At 47.4% G+C, this 16,168-nt stretch carries 17 protein-coding genes; 8 read left to right on the top strand and 9 right to left on the bottom strand.

What is annotated here, in order from left to right; all coding sequences use genetic code 11:
- The first annotated feature begins 377 nt into the window (after positions 1 to 377).
- Positions 378 to 662 (top strand): hypothetical protein, encoded by a 285-nt coding sequence (locus ADS79_RS31460; protein ID WP_049742441.1) that lies wholly within the window; start codon positions 378 to 380, stop codon positions 660 to 662.
- 205 nt (positions 663 to 867) lie between these two features.
- Here the strand turns inward: ADS79_RS31460 and ADS79_RS31465 are convergent, their stop codons facing one another.
- Genes ADS79_RS31465 through ADS79_RS31475 form a run of 3 tightly spaced genes read right to left on the bottom strand, consistent with a single transcriptional unit; the run spans position 868 to position 4,084 of the window.
- Positions 868 to 1,644, bottom strand: coding sequence for a fumarylacetoacetate hydrolase family protein (locus tag ADS79_RS31465; protein ID WP_049742442.1), 777 nt, complete (start codon positions 1,642 to 1,644; stop codon positions 868 to 870).
- 42 nt (positions 1,645 to 1,686) lie between these two features.
- Positions 1,687 to 2,886, bottom strand: coding sequence for a tRNA uracil 4-sulfurtransferase ThiI (thiI, locus tag ADS79_RS31470; RefSeq protein WP_049742443.1), 1,200 nt, complete (start codon positions 2,884 to 2,886; stop codon positions 1,687 to 1,689).
- Positions 2,887 to 2,941: 55 nt separating this feature from the next.
- The gene (locus ADS79_RS31475; protein ID WP_084766154.1) at positions 2,942 to 4,084 is read right to left on the bottom strand and encodes a cysteine desulfurase family protein; all 1,143 of its coding nucleotides are present in this window, start codon (positions 4,082 to 4,084) and stop codon (positions 2,942 to 2,944) included.
- Between the two features lie 275 nt (positions 4,085 to 4,359).
- Here ADS79_RS31475 and ADS79_RS35415 point away from each other — a divergent pair, with 275 nt between their 5' ends.
- Together ADS79_RS35415 and ADS79_RS31480 are read left to right on the top strand one after the other, a co-directional pair.
- Entirely contained in the window at positions 4,360 to 4,497 is a 138-nt protein-coding gene (locus ADS79_RS35415) for a coiled-coil domain-containing protein 22 (RefSeq protein ID WP_161807333.1), read from the top strand.
- 270 nt (positions 4,498 to 4,767) lie between these two features.
- On the top strand, positions 4,768 to 5,784 hold the full coding sequence (locus ADS79_RS31480) for a LysM peptidoglycan-binding domain-containing protein (RefSeq protein WP_084766155.1): 1,017 nt from the start codon (positions 4,768 to 4,770) through the stop codon (positions 5,782 to 5,784).
- Positions 5,785 to 5,847: 63 nt separating this feature from the next.
- Here ADS79_RS31480 and dapF read toward each other — a convergent pair whose 3' ends face one another.
- Positions 5,848 to 6,708: a diaminopimelate epimerase gene (gene dapF, locus ADS79_RS31485; protein ID WP_049742444.1), complete on the bottom strand. Its 861-nt coding sequence runs from the start codon at positions 6,706 to 6,708 to the stop codon at positions 5,848 to 5,850.
- Positions 6,709 to 6,830: 122 nt separating this feature from the next.
- On the opposite strand from dapF, the gene ADS79_RS31490 reads away from it, so the two are divergent.
- Positions 6,831 to 7,358, top strand: coding sequence for a DUF84 family protein (locus ADS79_RS31490; protein ID WP_236700170.1), 528 nt, complete (start codon positions 6,831 to 6,833; stop codon positions 7,356 to 7,358).
- Positions 7,359 to 7,417: 59 nt separating this feature from the next.
- On the opposite strand, the gene ADS79_RS31495 is transcribed toward ADS79_RS31490, so the two are convergent.
- Positions 7,418 to 7,996, bottom strand: coding sequence for a hypothetical protein (locus tag ADS79_RS31495; protein ID WP_049742445.1), 579 nt, complete (start codon positions 7,994 to 7,996; stop codon positions 7,418 to 7,420).
- A 92-nt stretch (positions 7,997 to 8,088) separates the two neighbouring features.
- Here ADS79_RS31495 and ADS79_RS31500 point away from each other — a divergent pair, with 92 nt between their 5' ends.
- On the top strand, positions 8,089 to 8,679 hold the full coding sequence (locus tag ADS79_RS31500) for a nucleotidase (protein ID WP_049742446.1): 591 nt from the start codon (positions 8,089 to 8,091) through the stop codon (positions 8,677 to 8,679).
- 70 nt (positions 8,680 to 8,749) lie between these two features.
- Here ADS79_RS31500 and ADS79_RS31505 read toward each other — a convergent pair whose 3' ends face one another.
- On the bottom strand, positions 8,750 to 8,965 hold the full coding sequence (locus ADS79_RS31505; protein WP_049742447.1) for a DUF1540 domain-containing protein: 216 nt from the start codon (positions 8,963 to 8,965) through the stop codon (positions 8,750 to 8,752).
- 130 nt (positions 8,966 to 9,095) lie between these two features.
- Here ADS79_RS31505 and ADS79_RS31510 point away from each other — a divergent pair, with 130 nt between their 5' ends.
- Positions 9,096 to 9,875: an SDR family NAD(P)-dependent oxidoreductase gene (locus tag ADS79_RS31510; RefSeq protein ID WP_049742448.1), complete on the top strand. Its 780-nt coding sequence runs from the start codon at positions 9,096 to 9,098 to the stop codon at positions 9,873 to 9,875.
- Here ADS79_RS31510 and ADS79_RS31515 read toward each other — a convergent pair.
- Together ADS79_RS31515 and ADS79_RS34750 are read right to left on the bottom strand one after the other, a co-directional pair.
- Positions 9,846 to 11,108, bottom strand: coding sequence for an MFS transporter (locus ADS79_RS31515; protein WP_049742449.1), 1,263 nt, complete (start codon positions 11,106 to 11,108; stop codon positions 9,846 to 9,848). The genes ADS79_RS31510 and ADS79_RS31515 overlap by 30 nt on opposite strands.
- A gap of 134 nt (positions 11,109 to 11,242) precedes the next feature.
- Positions 11,243 to 12,454, bottom strand: coding sequence for an MFS transporter (locus ADS79_RS34750; protein ID WP_084766156.1), 1,212 nt, complete (start codon positions 12,452 to 12,454; stop codon positions 11,243 to 11,245).
- A gap of 164 nt (positions 12,455 to 12,618) precedes the next feature.
- On the opposite strand from ADS79_RS34750, the gene ADS79_RS31525 reads away from it, so the two are divergent.
- Together ADS79_RS31525 and ADS79_RS31530 are read left to right on the top strand one after the other, a co-directional pair.
- Positions 12,619 to 13,353, top strand: coding sequence for an ArsR/SmtB family transcription factor (locus ADS79_RS31525; protein WP_049742450.1), 735 nt, complete (start codon positions 12,619 to 12,621; stop codon positions 13,351 to 13,353).
- A complete protein-coding gene (locus ADS79_RS31530) occupies positions 13,331 to 14,641 on the top strand; it encodes an MFS transporter (RefSeq protein ID WP_049742451.1) in 1,311 nt (436 codons plus the stop codon). Before ADS79_RS31525 ends, ADS79_RS31530 begins: the two co-directional genes overlap by 23 nt.
- Positions 14,642 to 14,699: 58 nt before the next feature.
- On the opposite strand, the gene ADS79_RS31535 is transcribed toward ADS79_RS31530, so the two are convergent.
- Complete coding sequence (locus ADS79_RS31535; RefSeq protein ID WP_049742452.1) at positions 14,700 to 16,142, bottom strand: serine hydrolase domain-containing protein; 1,443 nt, start codon at positions 16,140 to 16,142, stop codon at positions 14,700 to 14,702.
- Between the last annotated feature and the right edge of the window lie 26 nt (positions 16,143 to 16,168).

Below are 16,168 nucleotides of genomic sequence, written 5' to 3' on the forward strand. Positions count from 1 at the left end.
GGCAAATCATTTAATGATAGACTCATTAACGCTTTCGCTGTTCAGTTTTCAAAGAACATTTTTCCATTTCGCCCAAAAAGCGACTCCTTGATCTTATCACATCGCTCTTTGTTTTGCAAGAGGTTTTTTTGACCATCTTTGCCGCCTCAGCAGCGACAAGATCTAATATATCAAAAATCCCCTTTTAGAGTCAAGATGTTTTTTTAAGCTTTTTCATCCGCGTCCGTTCAGTTCCCTGATCATTTTCGGCAGAATTTAAATATAATTGAACACAATCGTAAAGTCAATAGTAAAGCGCATAACACCGCTCTTTTTATTTCACACTATCTTTGAAGCCGTAACCTCGAAAGATGACCACTCAAAAAGGCGGTGTACACATGGAACCTAAACCAACCTATGAAGAGTATGAAAATGAACGATACAGTGAGCTATCCACCGTTGAATCACAACGAAACGAAATTCTTCAAGAGGAGTTTCCTGAAGGTCCATACGGTGCTTCCACAAATGAAGTCAAGCTGGGGAAAGCTACTGGCTGGGAGCCTGGGCAACACTCAACAACAACTCGCTTCACATATGAAACACGCCAGATGCATCAAGACTTGCCTCGGCAAGACCCTTCTGCTCATCCGATTCACGACGATCCTACAAAAGAAGAAGAGTAAGAAGACCTCTATCGAGGCTTCCCGAAGAAGGAGCAACCGCGTTTTAGGGGAAAGTTTCACCGAAGTAATATGAGAAGTGGACACAGAGGTACCTTGCCTGCGCTCCTTCATTAAGCGTCGCGCTTATAAATGCTTATACGGTGAAAAAAGCAGCCCCCTCCACAATCCACGTAGAGGGGGCTTGACTATTTCACTGCACGACTGCCTAGTCTTCTGCAACAACATGCGTGCTAAGCGTTCCGATTCCTTCAATACTTACCGAGATTTCATCTCCTGGTTTGAGCTCCCCTACTCCAGGTGGTGTACCTGTAAGAATGACGTCCCCAGGAAGCAAGGTCATCACAGCAGATACAGCCTCCACGATTTGCGGGATCGTAAACACCATTTGATTGGTATTGGAGTCTTGACGCACTTCCCCGTTTAAACGAGTCACGATGCGCAGATTTTGATAATCCAGCTTGGCTGCGATCGCAGGACCGAGCGGACAAAATGTATCAAAGCTTTTCGATCGCGTCCACTGCCCATCTGACATTTGCAAATCACGCGCAGTCACATCGATTGCACAGGTACATCCGAGAATGTAATCATCAGCATCTTCAGCTTTGACCCTTTTCGCCTCTTTTTTGATGATAACAGCAAGCTCTCCTTCATAATGAAGGTTTGCAGTCAGCTTTGGATAGACAATCGGTTCATGGGGACCGACTACAGTCGTCGAAGGCTTCAAAAACATCAAGGGCTCTTTTGGCAGCTCGATTCCCATTTCCTCCGCATGATCGCGATAGTTTACCCCGATGCACACCACTTTGCTTGGCTCGCTAGGGGCTTTTATGGCGATTTCATCCAGCGACAGCTCAAGTCCTGTCATGATCGGTTTTGCGGATTGGATTTTATAAATGTCCCCTTCGATCACGCGTACCTTCTGATCTGCTTCAACCATCCAGCCATGCTTTACCTTGCCGTTGCGCTCATAACGGATTATCATGACAACCTCTCCCCGTTCTGCCTTTTCTTATAACGGTACAGTTTAGAACAGATCTGTTGTTGTTTCTTTTGGTTTTGTTGTAATTTCTTCAATCACAGTCCCCGCCACAGCATTCTCTACGAGGGTTTCCACATCCAGCGCCTCCTCAAAACGAGCAGCCAGGTAGGGCTTCGGACGTGTTACCGGGTTTTTAGGTGTAAATACTGTGCAGCAGTCTTCATATGGCAAAATAGACAGCTCATACGTATCAATTTTGCGAGAAATATCGGTAATGTCGATTTTGTCCATACCAACGAGTGGGCGTAAAATCGGAATCGAGATCACTTTGTTGATTGTATCCATACTCTCCAACGTTTGAGACGCGACTTGTCCAAGACTTTCACCGGTAGAAAGTGCCTTTGCCTTCGTATTCGCTGCTACTCGCTCCGACACGCGCATCATAAACCGGCGCATGATCGTGATGAGATAGTCCTCCGGGCATTTTTCGCGAATCGCTGTTTGAATCTCTGTAAAAGGTACGACGTGAAGACGAACAGTTCCTCCCCATTTCGTCAGCTTTTGTGCGAGATCACGTACTTTTTGCAGAGCGCGCTCACTCGTAAACGGGTAGCTATGGAAATGAATCGCTTCAAGCGTCACGCCTCTTTTCAGCATCATCCAGCCAGCAACAGGACTGTCAATTCCGCCAGATAACAGCAGGAGAACCTTGCCGCTCACACCTACTGGCAATCCGCCCGGTCCCGGAATCGTCTCACAGCTCAGGTATGTCCCTTCTGTGCGGATTTCGACGTTTACAATTGCTTCCGGATTATGCACGTCTACACTGATTTCTGGAATCGCCCGCAAAATATGTGTTCCAACCATGCGGTTTACTTCCATAGAAGGAATCGGGTAGCGTTTGTCTGCACGACGGGTTACGACACGGAAGTTACGCGGCTGCGGATTTAACTGACGGATCATCTCAAGCGCTTTGACCTTGATGTTTTCAATATCCGGATCAACCTGGATGGTTGGACTAAAGGAAGAAATCCCAAAAACGCGCTTCAGTCGTTCCATAACCGCGTATGCATCCTCACCATGCAGCTCCACATACATCCTGCCGTAATTGCGGCGTACTTTTACTTTAAAAAACGAACGCAGGACACTTTTCACACTTCTTGCAAGAGCATCCTCAAACTGGTCGCGGTTCTTTCCTTTTAAAGCCAACTCGCCATAGCGAATCAAAATAACATCGTAGTTCATGATTATCTCCTTTTTGTTAGACACGCTTTTTTCTGTGCATATAATAATGATTGCGTTATTTCATATAAGAACGAAGCTGAATGACGCACTCCCCCAGGGCCGACACAAATTGCTTGATATCCTCGGCAGTGTTCTCTCTCCCCAGGCTGACGCGAAGAGACGATAACGCACAATCACGTTGGATACCAATCGCTGTTAGCACGCGACTCGGTTCGTTTACCTTGGATGAGCAGGCGGATTTCGTAGAGATCAAGAAGCCGCGCTCCTCCAAAGCATGCAAGAGAACCTCCGCTTTTACTCCTGGTACGGACAGATTCATAATATGCGGAGCAGCACCTGTCTCAGGAGTATTGATGATACAGCCTTCGATTTGAGCGATTCCTTCTCGCAACTGCTGATTCAAGCCTTGCAATCTGATACTCTCCACGCTGCCGAACTCTTCAAGGATCCGAAAGGCTTTTGCCATGCCCGCAATGGCTGGCAGATTTTCTGTTCCTGAGCGCACGCCGGCTTCTTGCCCACCACCCATCATGAGTGGATGAATGATCAAGCCTTCTCTTTTATACAAAATGCCAGTTCCACGCGGACCATAAAACTTGTGAGCAGACACACTCATAAGATCAATCCCGGAGTCCTTAATCCGGAGGGGGATCTTGCCAATCGATTGGACCGCGTCTACATGAAACAGCACCTTCGGAAACTGCTTCAGCCACTGACCGATTTCCTCAATCGGTTGGATTGTTCCCAGCTCATTATTGACGTGCATGATGGATACGAGAATGGTATCAGGACGAATCGCCGCTTTGACATCTTCCACAGATACACGACCATCTTTGTCGACGGGAAGATACGTAGTCGTAAAGCCCAAGATCTCCAGCTGCTTGCAAACATCATAAACCGCCGGATGCTCCACTTGGGTCGTAATGATATGTTTCCCTCTGTTCTGATATTGAAAGGCAATACCTTTGATCGCCGTATTATTGCTTTCTGTACCACCTGAGGTAAAAATGATTTCTCCTTCTTTACAGCCAAGGTACTGTGCGGCAACCTTTCGTGCCTGCTTCAGCACATTTTCTGCTTCTGCCCCTTTATGGTGCAAAGAGGACGGATTCCCGTAATAGCTTTCCATGGCTCGTCGCACCGTTTCAATCACTTGAGGATGGGGCCTTGTCGTAGCACTGTTATCCAAGTAAATCACCAGTATACACCTTCCTGAAGGCAAGCTGCCTTAAATCTACGCTTCATCATACCATGACTCTTCCCCATTCATACAGTGGAAAGCACTTTGCCTCCTTATTTTTCCCGTATACAGAGGAGATAACAAGCAAAAAAATCCAAATCTGAACGTTCGTTCACAGAGTATTCACAGCTAAAGCGCTTACATCCAGTTATAGGCTATTTACTTCCTGAAATCATTTCGTTAGAATAGTCAATAAATTTAGATAAAACAATGACAACGGGGAGAGAACAACAATGACGGCACAAGCTATGCAAGAGAAAATCAGAAAAATGGAAGCGGAATTGAAGCATCTACAAGCAGAACTGGCCAAAATGAACAAAAGCACGGACCGATCAGACGTCGCATATCTAAATGAGGTGTACAACGGGTGACTTTTCGCTTATTTTCCCTTCAATAGCGTGGGTAGTGGCAGGACGTTTTTGCCGCAACCGCGCTATTTTTATGTCTTCATGCCTTATTTCGTGGAAAAGCACTCCTACTGTGGGTACAAATAAACATCCTTTCTAACGGTTCAATTTTCTTAGTTTGGGAAAATCGTCCATATGAGGGGGGATTTATCCAATGAAAGCCAATCCTTTGACTGCTTACAATAGTACTTGTATCAGTCAATCACATCATGCTACGGCAACGAGGAGGCTTTCATGTTCAAAACATCACGCTGGAAACGTCTGTCCGCGACAACGATCCTGATTGCTGCTTTGCTCCCCACCACTTCCGCTTGGGCTCAATCTGTTACTGTCGCGCCTGGAGATACACTCGGCATTATCGCTTATCACAATCAAATAACAGTAGAGCAGCTAAAGCTGGCTAACAATCTGACTTCAGACATGATACTGGTAGGTCAATCCTTATACATACCGCCACGCTCGCGGGTTTACACAGTGAAATCCGGCGACGTCTTGTGGAAGATCGCTGCCAAATATGGCGTTAGCATTCAGAGTATTGTGAATATCAATCAATTACCGTCAACGGATGATCTGTTGATCGGACAAAAGCTGCTTATCCCAAGCGAAGCGACAGCAGGCACCAACGAACAAACGAAACCAGTTGCCAAACAGGACAAGCCATGGGTTGAAAACATAAATTATCAAGTGGCTGCTGCCGATACTCCATGGACCATTTCGATTGCACACGGGATTCCTATGACCGAATTCCTCCAGGTGAACGGATTATCAGAAACGGATTATTTACAAGTCGGACAAACCGTAAAGATTCCTGTGCACCACATTCCCGAAACAGCTGTGACAGGCGCTGCGTACGGTGAATACCTGGACTGGTTTGATGCTGCTCAGTACTTGTTTCCGATCAATGCTGTTGCAACAGTAACTGACTTCGCCACGAAAAAAAGCTTTCGAGTGAAGCGTACCATTGGCGCTTCGCATTCTGATACAGAGCCACTTACTGCCGCAGATACAGCGATCATCAAGGATATCTGGGGAGGCTCATTTTCCTGGAGTGTCCGGCCCGTTATTGTAGAAGTAAAAGGCAGACGAATTGCTGCTTCGATGACATCCATGCCGCATAGCATCGAGTACATCACAGATAACAACTTTAGCGGTCATTTTGATATACATTTTCTTGGCAGCCTGCGTCATAAAGATAATCTAATTGACCCTGATCATCAGGAAGCAATCAAAATCGCCGCTGGCAAAAAATAAGCAAGGATTTTTACAACACGAAAAAACCGTTCCTGCCCGCAACTGGACAAGAACGGTTTTTTCTTATTTATATGGAATCTCTCCCTGATATACACCGGAAAATATTTCTGTAGCCGGACCTGTCATGAAGACGCGATTATCGCTTTCTCTCCAGTTAATCATCAGGTCCCCGCCTGCAAGATGCACCGTTACTTCTCGGTCCGTCTTTCCGCTCAAGGAAGCAGCAACAGCTGCTGCGCATGCCCCTGTGCCACAGGCAAGTGTCACCCCTGAACCGCGTTCCCATACACGGAAATGAATTTCCTTCCGATTTAATATTTGGATAAATTCGACATTAGTACGTTCCGGAAACCATTGATGGAATTCAATCTTGGGACCGTAGGTAGTGACATCTTCATCTCTTACTTCATCCACAAAGATGATCGCGTGAGGATTCCCCATCGAAACAGCTGTCATGGTGAAAACTTCGCCATCCACTTCAATTGTCTGTTCACGCGCTTGCTCATCTGGAATACCGGCCATTGGTATCGCCGCCCGCTCAAAGCGTGGCTCTCCCATGTCTATGGTCACCTGCTCGACTTTACCGTCCTCGCCCAAAGAAACGACCGGCGTCATCATGCCGCCCAGCGTCTCAACCGTGAAAGTCGCTTTCTCTGTCAAGCCATGATCATATACGTACTTGCTCACACATCGCAAGCCGTTCCCACAGTTTTTGGCTTCGCTGCCATCGTTATTAAACACACGCATGCGAAAATCAGCTCGCTCCGAAGGCAAAATCAAAATGAGCCCATCTCCGCCAATCCCAAAATGACGGTCGCTTACCCGTCTTGCCAGTTCGGGGAGATCTACGCCTGTCAAATCTTCTTCAAAGCAGTTGACATACACGTAATCGTTACCCAAGCCATGCAATTTCGTAAATTTCATCGTCCACTCCTCTTTTTCTCTGTAATATCTGACTTTACGTATACGCATTATCTTATCACAACACAACCGTTTGTGGGAAAGTGGTATACTACCTCTTAATGCTGGAAATGGAGGAATTGCAATTGGATTTTTCTTCGTGGCGTTTTGGCTTAGGGACGACAAACGGAGCAAAACGATTAGCTGTACAAATGGCGACAGGAGCAGAACCGATCTGCTTATCTGTCCCCTCAGGCATTTCGGATCAGCCCATGAGCGAGGACGAAACGATCACGGGTGCCATCAATCGGGCTAAAGCTGTATTGGAGGCATTACCGGAGGCGCAAATCGGACTTGGTTTGGAAGGCGGTTTGATGTATGACGATCGCTTTACACATCAGTGGTACCTCATCTCCGTCTGTGCGGCTTGGGATGGGAGACAGCTTTTTTTGGGAAAAGGCTTGTCCTTTCCCATGCCGCATCTCGCTGCAGAGCGAATTTTGCAAGAAAAAATAGAACTTCATACCGTTATTGACGAATGGGGTAAGACCACGAACAGCAACCATCGTGGTGGCGCATACGGCTTGTTAACAAATGATCAGGTGCGTCGTGCAGACGTGTTTCGTGATGCTGTCATCGCCGCTATTACCCCATTTCATTCTCCTTTTTATTAAAGGAAAAACAAAAGCCTCTCCAGGTACAAGCGACCGGAGAGGCTTTTGGGGTTTGGTGCCTAACGAGCGGTGTAGTACGGGTAGATTACCAAGGCGCCAAGGATGGCGACTGCACCGATAATCATTGCCCATGCCCCTAGTGCCCGTGCATTTCGACGATAAGCCAAAAAGCCTAGCACCATCCCGATGGGAGCAATCACATAAGGCATGAGGAACAGGGAAAGGATCGATAATCCCAAGCCTGTCATCCCAATACCGCTTGCCCCACCTTCCCGGCTGTCGTCATCGACAACATCACGTGAGGATCGACGAACAGGGATTGGGTCGGCGATCTCTGCCGCCGTTTCTACGTCGTCATCTCTGACAGAACGAGGGGCGCCATGCTCCTCCCGTGCCAGAACAACGCCGTCCAAACGCTCCGAAAAGTCTGTCCTCTCCCTGTCTGAGTCGCCAAAGTAACGCTCAGTCTGGGTAAACGGATCATAGGCGATACGTTTGCGGGCCCTTGCCTCGTGTCGATCGAACTCAGCTTGCGTCCACGTATCAGCTGCAAACTCCGTATCGTGCATGTCGACTGTTTCGGAAAAGCCGGTATCTTCCTTCCGCTTCGCATTCATACGTTCTTTTTGGTCCGCCATGTTATGCTCAGCCCCTTGTCCAAAGGAATTGTGGTGAAGGAAGTAGCCTTATTGTCTGCGAAAGGTGTACAATTTAAACGGGAGGCGAGAGAATGAAAACAGACAAAGTCCTAACCATTGGAATTGATATTGACGGAACAGTGACTTCACCTAGCAGTATTGTGCCGTTGATGAATGAATGCTTTGGAAAAGATTTACGATACGAAGACTGCTACGAGTACAATTTGGCGAATGTGTACAACATTACAGACGCACAGTTTGACGAGTGGCTCGATCAATACGGCCACCGTTTGTACGATGAATCCCCTGTACACGGCAATGCAGATCACATCCTTCGCAAATGGTATGCAGAGCACAAGCTCGTTTATATAAGCGCACGGGATGCTCGCCATCGCGATGTGACTTTAGACTGGTTTACCCGTTATCAGATTCCTTTTCATGAGGTGGATCTGGTTGGATCCCATGACAAGCTGGCTGCTGCAAGCAAATGGCAGGTTGATCTGTTCTTGGAGGATCGATTGGAAAATGCGCTGCAATTATCCGAAGCGCTACAAATTCCTGTTCTTCTCTTCGATACCCCTTATAACAAAAGTACACTGCCAGATCTTGTTCATCGTGTGAACTCCTGGGATGAAGCACAAGAAAAAGCCAATCAGCTGTTTCTTGCCAGGACAAGCTTCTAATTTCCATCGGCAGTCAAAGCAAAAAGACGTATCTTCGACAGATACGTCTTTTTGAGCCGAGAATCGCAGCTTACTTTTTCTTCGGCTTGAACGTCAGACAACAGGTTTCAGACGAAGAAGCAGCCTGGTCTTGGTGTTCCGTATTTTGACCATACTCACCAGCAAACTCTTCCTTGTAGCCTGCGTTTGCGTGAGCGTCAATTTCCACCATAATTTCGTCGGCGCTGCATAGGTTGCCCTGCGCCCAGTACTCACAATTAGCAACACTGCACTTAACTTGTGGCATGTGTATTCACCCCCTAGGGGCTATCCTTCACAACAAGCCAGAAGCTTATACTTCGGGTCGCCTGGGATTTTAGCCGTACCAATGCCCACATCATCCATCCCCTTCCTTTTTGAAAGAGGTGAATTCTACGATGTCTTCCGCCAAAATCGTTGTCATTACAGGTGCATCTGGTGGCCTCGGCAAGGCACTGACCGAGCTCTATCTCAAAAAAGGAGATCTGGTCATTGCTACGAGCCGCAGTGAAAGCACGCTAGAGGCTTTCGCCAGGAAGCTTTCTCACCCTGAAAAGCTCTACATCTATCCACTGGATGTCGGAAACAATGATGCCGTTCGCCAATTTGCAGCATGGGTTCATGTTCGTTTTGGCAAATGCGACCTGCTTTACAATAATGCGGGAACGGCTGTTTTCGAGTCTTTAGTGCTTATGCGACTAGAAGAGCTGGAGGAGACCCTGCTCACCAATATTGCAGGAGTCATGTACACGACGCGTGCGTTTCTGCCTATGATGCTGCAAGAGAATCAGGGCCATATTGTCAACATTGCTTCGCTCGCCGGTCAGGTCGCTACGGCCAAGGCTGCTGTGTATGCCGCGAGTAAAGCTGCCGTCATTCGCTTTAGTGAGGGACTTCGCCATGAGCTGGCGGATACAGGAATACAAGTCACTTGTGCGCTGCCTGGCCCGATCGATACACCTTTTTTAGATCGAGCGGATAAAACAGGTACGTATCGCAGTAAAGTCAGCAGCTATTTGCTGTCACCTGAACAAACGGCTTCACTCATATACAAAGCTGTACAAAGAAAACGCCCCGAGGTTGCCATGCCGTTTCGTCTGCATGCACTCTCTTTTCTGTATAGCCTCATGCCGCATAAACTGAAGCAGCTAGTCGCCCCGCTCCTCAACCGCAAGTGATGACTGGTCATCCAAATGCCGCAAAGCTCCGAAAGCGATCCCCCCACAGATGATACAAACAGCTGCTCCTGCTCCGAACAGGCCCTGTACGCCTAATCCGGGAATTAACAGCCCTGATACCGCTGCCCCTACAGGCATTCCTGTCCCCGTAATCGTCCTGATGCTGGTCATTACTCGCCCCAGTAAGGCATCAGGAACTTGTTTTTGCAGATAGCTCCTGTACAAAATGTTGTAGGGAGAAAAACAAAATCCGGCCAGTGCCATTGCTATCATCGCCACTTCTAATCGGGAAAAGATAGCAAGCGGCAAGGTTGTCACACCCCACGCTACAATAATACCTGCCAACGTGGCCCCTAACGGAATTTTCCAATTAATCGTACTGAAGAACAGGGAACCGAGAAGCGCACCAATCGCCAATGAAGACCAGAGCATCCCCAAAGCGACTGATCCTCCCCCTAAATCTTGATTCGCATACAGAGGAAGGGCTACCTCAATCGGCCCATAGGACATGTTAAATAAAAAGGTAAACAAAATAAGGCTGAGCATCTGTTTTTGCCCAAATACATAGCGGTAGCCTGTGCGCATATCCAATAGGAGCGAGCGCAAAAACGGTCCGATTTTCCCTGCAGGAGCCGATGCAGGGTTTGCACTTTGGGTAAGCTGTTTCGGCAGTCGCGAGAAACAGAATGCACAGATGAAGAAGCTAAAGGCATCAATCAAAAGGACATTTGCTTCCCCAATCAAGCTGATCAATACACCAGCCAGGGCGGGTCCAAACATGTAAACGATTTGCCACTGACTTTCCATAACCCCATTTGCTTTGACCAGATGCTTTTTATCCGGCACCAGTCTTGGCAGCAGCGTCTGGGCCCCTGCAGAGCTAAGCGGCGAGAGCAGACCTGCAATCACGATCAGCACATACACCAGGAAAAGGGGTACTTGTTCTACCTGTAACAGGACAACCAGTGCGATAAAAATAAGTCCTCGGGCCACATTGTCTACCATAATCAGCTTGCGGCGATCGTATCGATCCAGTAAGACCCCCGCCAGCAGCCCAGCCAAAACAGAAGGCAGCATGTAGGCAAGAATGACTCCACCCATGGCTACAGAGGAGCCTGTTTTTTTCATAATAAACCAGGTCAAACCCATCCAGCCAAACTGATCCCCAAGACTGGATAAGAACATTCCTAGCCAATACCAGCGAAAGGAACGCTGGCGCCATAGCTCTTTCATCTGTCATCTTCCTCTTCTTTCCTTCTTTTGTCCCTTATTGTAACTTTCATTACATACTTTTTCAATAATTATATTTATTAAATAAAAAAAGAAAAAAGCCCTTTGCCACCAAGCAACAAAGGGCTTTTTACCTCTCAGTATGCTTTTGCCTCTGTCTTTTCCAGCTTTCGTTGACTCCAAAGCCAGATCATTCCTGCCAGTACCCCAAAAACGCCAAGCCACACCGAGACCGTGGCACTCCCTACCTTTTCAGCTCCATATCCGAGAATGAGACAGCTTATTGAAAAGCTCCCCATCGTCGCCATCTCTCTGATCGAGAAAACGCGGGCCAAATAGGCCGGATCGGCTAATTTTTGAAGCTTGGTAACAGACAAAATCGCAGAGCTAAACGAAGCGAATGAACAGAATAAAATCGCAACCGCAAGTCCCAGGATCGGCTTGATATGAAAGACCGCGACAATGGCACAGCCCATCGCTACAAGTGCCCAGCCTTGTACCGCCGTCACGCCCTTTTCACCCAGACGATACGATAGTCGGTTAACGAGAATTCCTGCCATCACGCCTCCGAGTCCGAGTGGAATGTCAAGCAGACCAAAAACATACAGGCCTTCTCCTCGCTCGGTGAGCACATAAAACATCAACATGATGTAGTAAGCACCACATACCCGCTCTGCCATTTGGTAAAAGATAACTCTCCCAATCTCTTTTTGCTTGCTGATGTAGCGAAATCCTTCCTGAAGTCTGTCCTTAAAACCGGCCGTTGCCTTGGAGGCCTCTGCACTGGCTATCTGCGGGAGCTGCAGCAGGATAAACAATGATGCCAGGTAACACACCGCATCAAGCAAAAAATTGTAACGATAAGAGAACAAATACACCAGGATAGCCGCAACACCTTGGCAGACAATAATCAAAAAGGACGTGGTGCCTTGCAAAAGCGAGTTGGCAGCGAGACGGTCCTTTTCTTCTACAGAGCTGACAATCGCGACCTGCATGGCGGGTTGAAAAAACGCACTGCATATATTGACCAAAATCAACAATAAAAAGGCTACCCACAAATAGGTAACAGAGGTAATGAAGAAAAAGAGGCTGACCAAAATCCCGCGAAGCAAATTCACGATGATCATCACGCGGCGTTTATCCCAGTTCTCTACGAGCGCACCTGAGAAAAAGCTGGTCAAAACATAGGGCAGCATCCGAAATACCGTCCCCGCTGCAAAGGATAGCCCTGAGCCGCTCAAGTCATTCAGCAGCCCAACGACAGCAATAAAAGTAAACTCATTTCCGATGATGTGAATGATATGTGCCGTATACAAACGGCGAAAGACTGGATGTTGTAGCAATGACATGATTAAAGCATCCTTTCACCGTTTTCTCGTATTGTAACACTTGTCAAAAAATAGTGGCAAATTGATCTTGCCAAACGGAATGTTTTATTGCTACAATACGTTCAAATAAAACTGAACGTGTAAAAATAATGTAACGTTCTGTTCAACTAAACGAGGGTGATTACTTGAAACGTTATTTGGTTGTTGAAACATTGGATCAACTAAAAGCCGTAAGCGATGCATTACGAATGCAAATCATCACCATGCTGGTAAAAGACGAATACACAGGGAAGCAATTAGCTACACAACTCTCTTTGTCAGCCTCCAAAATCCATTACCATCTGAAAGAATTGGAGAACCACGGCTTTGTCCATGTCGTGCGTACAGAAGAGAAAAACGGGATCATGCAAAAGTTTTACAGATCCGTAGCCTATGATTTTAAAGTAAGTGATGATCTTCTCCCGTCCCTGCGAGAGGATACGATGCTTTTACAGGAGTCTATGCTAAATCATCTGCGCTCTAGCATTACGCGTTTGTATAATGCCCCGGATGAATCATTCCTGTTGTTTGCAGATGCACAGAAACGGTCGCCAACCATTGCGATGAATGCAGAAATTAAGGCTCCCCGCGATGAAATCTCTGCGTGGCTATCAAAATACCATGCTCTTCTGGCCGAGCTCACGGAAATGGAAGACCGATATGTAAAGCGAATAGCGGCTGGAGAAGCCCCCGATATCGAAGAAAACTTTTATATGGTTACTGTTGGCTTCATGACGAATGAACGTATTTATGTCGCTGACGATGAATCACTGCCTGAAAACTACGAGTACATTTCTTCAGATCATATACATCTGCCAAGCAAGATCGTTGTCAAAAAGAAGCAAAGGAGTGACCAGGATGACGAGCCAAAGGGGAAATAAAGCGCTCTGGCGCAATAGCTCGTTCGCCCTGCTGTGGTGCGGAACGATTCTTTCTGCGATGGCAGACGGTGCCTTTTTTATCCTGCTGTCCTGGTTCATCGTTGATGTGACAGGCTCGGAAGCAATGCTTGGCACAACCTTGATCTGCATGTCCATCCCTCGCCTGCTGTTCATGCTGGCTGGGGGAGTGGCTGCGGACCGCTGGAATCGGAAATGGATCATGTTTTTATCCATCCTGGCACGGGGACTCATCCTCGCCGGCTTCAGCCTGATGCTGATGAATGAAAATAACAGTTTCCTCCCCATCTCCGCTTATGTATTGGCTGTCCTTTTTGGTACGGTAGACGCCTTTTTTTGGCCCGCTCGCAGCTCCATTCTGCCTTCTCTTGTTACACGTGAACAGCTCGCCCCAGCAAACAGCATGATGGAAATCTCCCAGCAAATCAGCATGGTTGGCGGTCCTGTCGTCTCGGCCCTGCTGATTAAAACAACCACTTATCCAGTCATGTTCCTGATTCTTGGCGTTGCCTTTTTCGCAGGCACCTTGTTTATCCTTTCTCTTCGATTGAATCCGAGTGAGCAGGAGAGTAAGGAACATGAACCTGCTGCTGCGAAAACCTCTTACTTAAAAGATATCATGGGGGGAATCCGCTTTACTTTTTCTGTTCCGATCTTGTGTATTATTTTTGTGACCTCTCTATTTACCAATATGATGTTTTCCGGCCCGATCAACATGGGCATACCGCTTCATGTCAAAGATCTCGGCTGGGATGGCAGCTCGTATAGCTCACTTAGCATGTCGCTTGGCATCGGTACCATTGTTGGGGGGATTTTGACAGGATTATGGAAAGGGTTCCGTGGAAAATTCATCCTACTTCCCGTTATTCTCGGTTTCATGGGTGTCGGTATGAGCTCCCTATTTTTCATGCAGCAGCTTACTTTTGGTTTGATCTCCATGTTTCTGATTGGAATGACGCTTACGATGACAAACATTCCACTAATTACCTATATTCAAACAATCGTCCCAGCCAATGTTCTTGGACGTGTCATGTCTTTGCTTTCTCTCATGTCCATCGGCTTTGGCCCGGTTAGCTACGCTCTCTGCTCCTATTTACTTGAAGCAAAAATGGCAACGCCAGGACTTCTGCTCTTTAGTGGAGGAATCATTTTTACCTGCATTGGACTTAGCCTCTTGTTCATTCCTGCTTATCGGAAAATGGAGCAGCATCCCGATTGGAAACGAACTACTGTTGAAACACCTGCAGCCAGTACGTCCCTCTCCTCCTAAAAGCAAGAACGCACACCTTGCAAGCAGATTGGTTGCTTGCAGGTGCGCGTTTTCGTATTTATACGGTCGCCTGTTCTTTTTTGACTGGTGATTTGATCAATTGACGTCCTCCAACGAACAGCCTGATACTGGCTCCCGTCTCATCCCGAAAGAATCGAACAAACGAATCATTCTCTCCCCGTTTCCAAACAAAGCTGTCTTCTCCGACAGGTCTCAGCGGAACGCCCGTACCCAGAAGTTTCAAAACCAAACCATTTTCCTGAATCTCAACGGTTACATTCGCCCCTTCGGAGGAGCGATAAAAACCAACTAGGGACGTAAGTGCCTCCGTTGACACTTCATAATCAGGATAAACAAATGGTGGTGTATTTGCGGGCTTTTCGTTGATCTCGTTCAACATGCCATGCATCAAATCTGCCGCAGGTCCTCCATCGACATTCATGAGAACGGCTCCGGTCAAATTGCGTTCTGGGAGGAAAAACAATTGGGCACTGACACCTTTTACAGCTCCACCATGTTCAATCAGCTGTCCACCATGGCAGTCACTTGCAATCATAAGCCCATACCCATATCCTTGATAAGGATTCATCTGCGTATGAGCGAGGGTTATTTGTCTCACACTTTCTTCGGTCAGAATCCGTTTTGTTCCAACCAACCCTCCCGTGCGGAAAATCTCGGTAAAGCGCAGCAAATCATGTATGGTTGATTTCAGCTTGCCTCCTGCACGCATAGACGGTGCATCCCACCAGGATGGAGAACGGTAAACCTCGCCACCATCCGCCGCACTTTTGCGGGTAAACAGAGTCGCGACCTGTGTGTCTTGAGGCAGGTCCTCGAGGAGAAAAGCACTCCGTGTCATCCCGGCAGGGTCCAAAATATTCTCTTTCACGAACTGCTCATACGAAATTTCGCTCACACGCTCGATAATAACCCCAAGCAGAGCAAAGCTGTCGTTCGAATAGCTGAACTGCGTACCTGGAGGACCAAGCAGCTCGTAATCAAGCCCTGAAATGTAGGCGACAAATTGATCTTTTGTATCAATCGCTTCCATCTTATCTAAATCAAATTCTAAACCAGAGCTGAAGGTACCATTGTGTGGGTCGTTTTCCATACTTCTTTTCATTGCACCCATTAACGTGTCAAATGCAGGGAAGCCAGCAGTGTGCGTCATCAGATGATGAATGGTTATTTCCCGAGTGTGTGCTTCATTCGGGGTACGTAGCTCCGGAATATATTTGACGACTGGATCATGAACGGAGAGCTTACCTGCTTCTTGAAGCTGCATGACCGCGACACATGTAAACACCTTGGTAACCGAGCCGATCCCAAACACTGTATCCACAGTAACGGCCTGGGCATCCTCCGTGTTATCCGTGAGACCGAACCCTTGAAAATAGCTCAGTTCTCCATTCTCTGCCAGTCCCATGGATGCTCCTACGATCTTTCCCTTTTCAAGCAGCTGCTTTGCATACTCTTCAAACGATTGGACCCATTTTGCCACTTTTCTTCTCCCCTTCACTCATTATC

Source organism: Brevibacillus reuszeri, from assembly GCF_001187725.1.
GTDB classification, from domain to species: domain Bacteria; phylum Bacillota; class Bacilli; order Brevibacillales; family Brevibacillaceae; genus Brevibacillus; species Brevibacillus reuszeri.

What these genes read in the sequence shown, in the direction of transcription:
- ADS79_RS31460 (WP_049742441.1), top strand. Translation starts at nt 378, where the DNA reads ATGGAACCTAAACCAACCTATGAAGAGTATGAAAATGAACGATACAGT.
- ADS79_RS31465 (WP_049742442.1), bottom strand. Translation starts at nt 1,644, where the DNA reads ATGATAATCCGTTATGAGCGCAACGGCAAGGTAAAGCATGGCTGGATG.
- thiI (WP_049742443.1), bottom strand. Translation starts at nt 2,886, where the DNA reads ATGAACTACGATGTTATTTTGATTCGCTATGGCGAGTTGGCTTTAAAA.
- ADS79_RS35415 (WP_161807333.1), top strand. Translation starts at nt 4,360, where the DNA reads ATGACGGCACAAGCTATGCAAGAGAAAATCAGAAAAATGGAAGCGGAA.
- ADS79_RS31480 (WP_084766155.1), top strand. Translation starts at nt 4,768, where the DNA reads ATGTTCAAAACATCACGCTGGAAACGTCTGTCCGCGACAACGATCCTG.
- dapF (WP_049742444.1), bottom strand. Translation starts at nt 6,708, where the DNA reads ATGAAATTTACGAAATTGCATGGCTTGGGTAACGATTACGTGTATGTC.
- ADS79_RS31495 (WP_049742445.1), bottom strand. Translation starts at nt 7,996, where the DNA reads ATGGCGGACCAAAAAGAACGTATGAATGCGAAGCGGAAGGAAGATACC.
- ADS79_RS31500 (WP_049742446.1), top strand. Translation starts at nt 8,089, where the DNA reads ATGAAAACAGACAAAGTCCTAACCATTGGAATTGATATTGACGGAACA.
- ADS79_RS31505 (WP_049742447.1), bottom strand. Translation starts at nt 8,965, where the DNA reads ATGCCACAAGTTAAGTGCAGTGTTGCTAATTGTGAGTACTGGGCGCAG.
- ADS79_RS31510 (WP_049742448.1), top strand. Translation starts at nt 9,096, where the DNA reads ATGTCTTCCGCCAAAATCGTTGTCATTACAGGTGCATCTGGTGGCCTC.
- ADS79_RS31515 (WP_049742449.1), bottom strand. Translation starts at nt 11,108, where the DNA reads ATGAAAGAGCTATGGCGCCAGCGTTCCTTTCGCTGGTATTGGCTAGGA.
- ADS79_RS34750 (WP_084766156.1), bottom strand. Translation starts at nt 12,454, where the DNA reads ATGTCATTGCTACAACATCCAGTCTTTCGCCGTTTGTATACGGCACAT.
- ADS79_RS31530 (WP_049742451.1), top strand. Translation starts at nt 13,331, where the DNA reads ATGACGAGCCAAAGGGGAAATAAAGCGCTCTGGCGCAATAGCTCGTTC.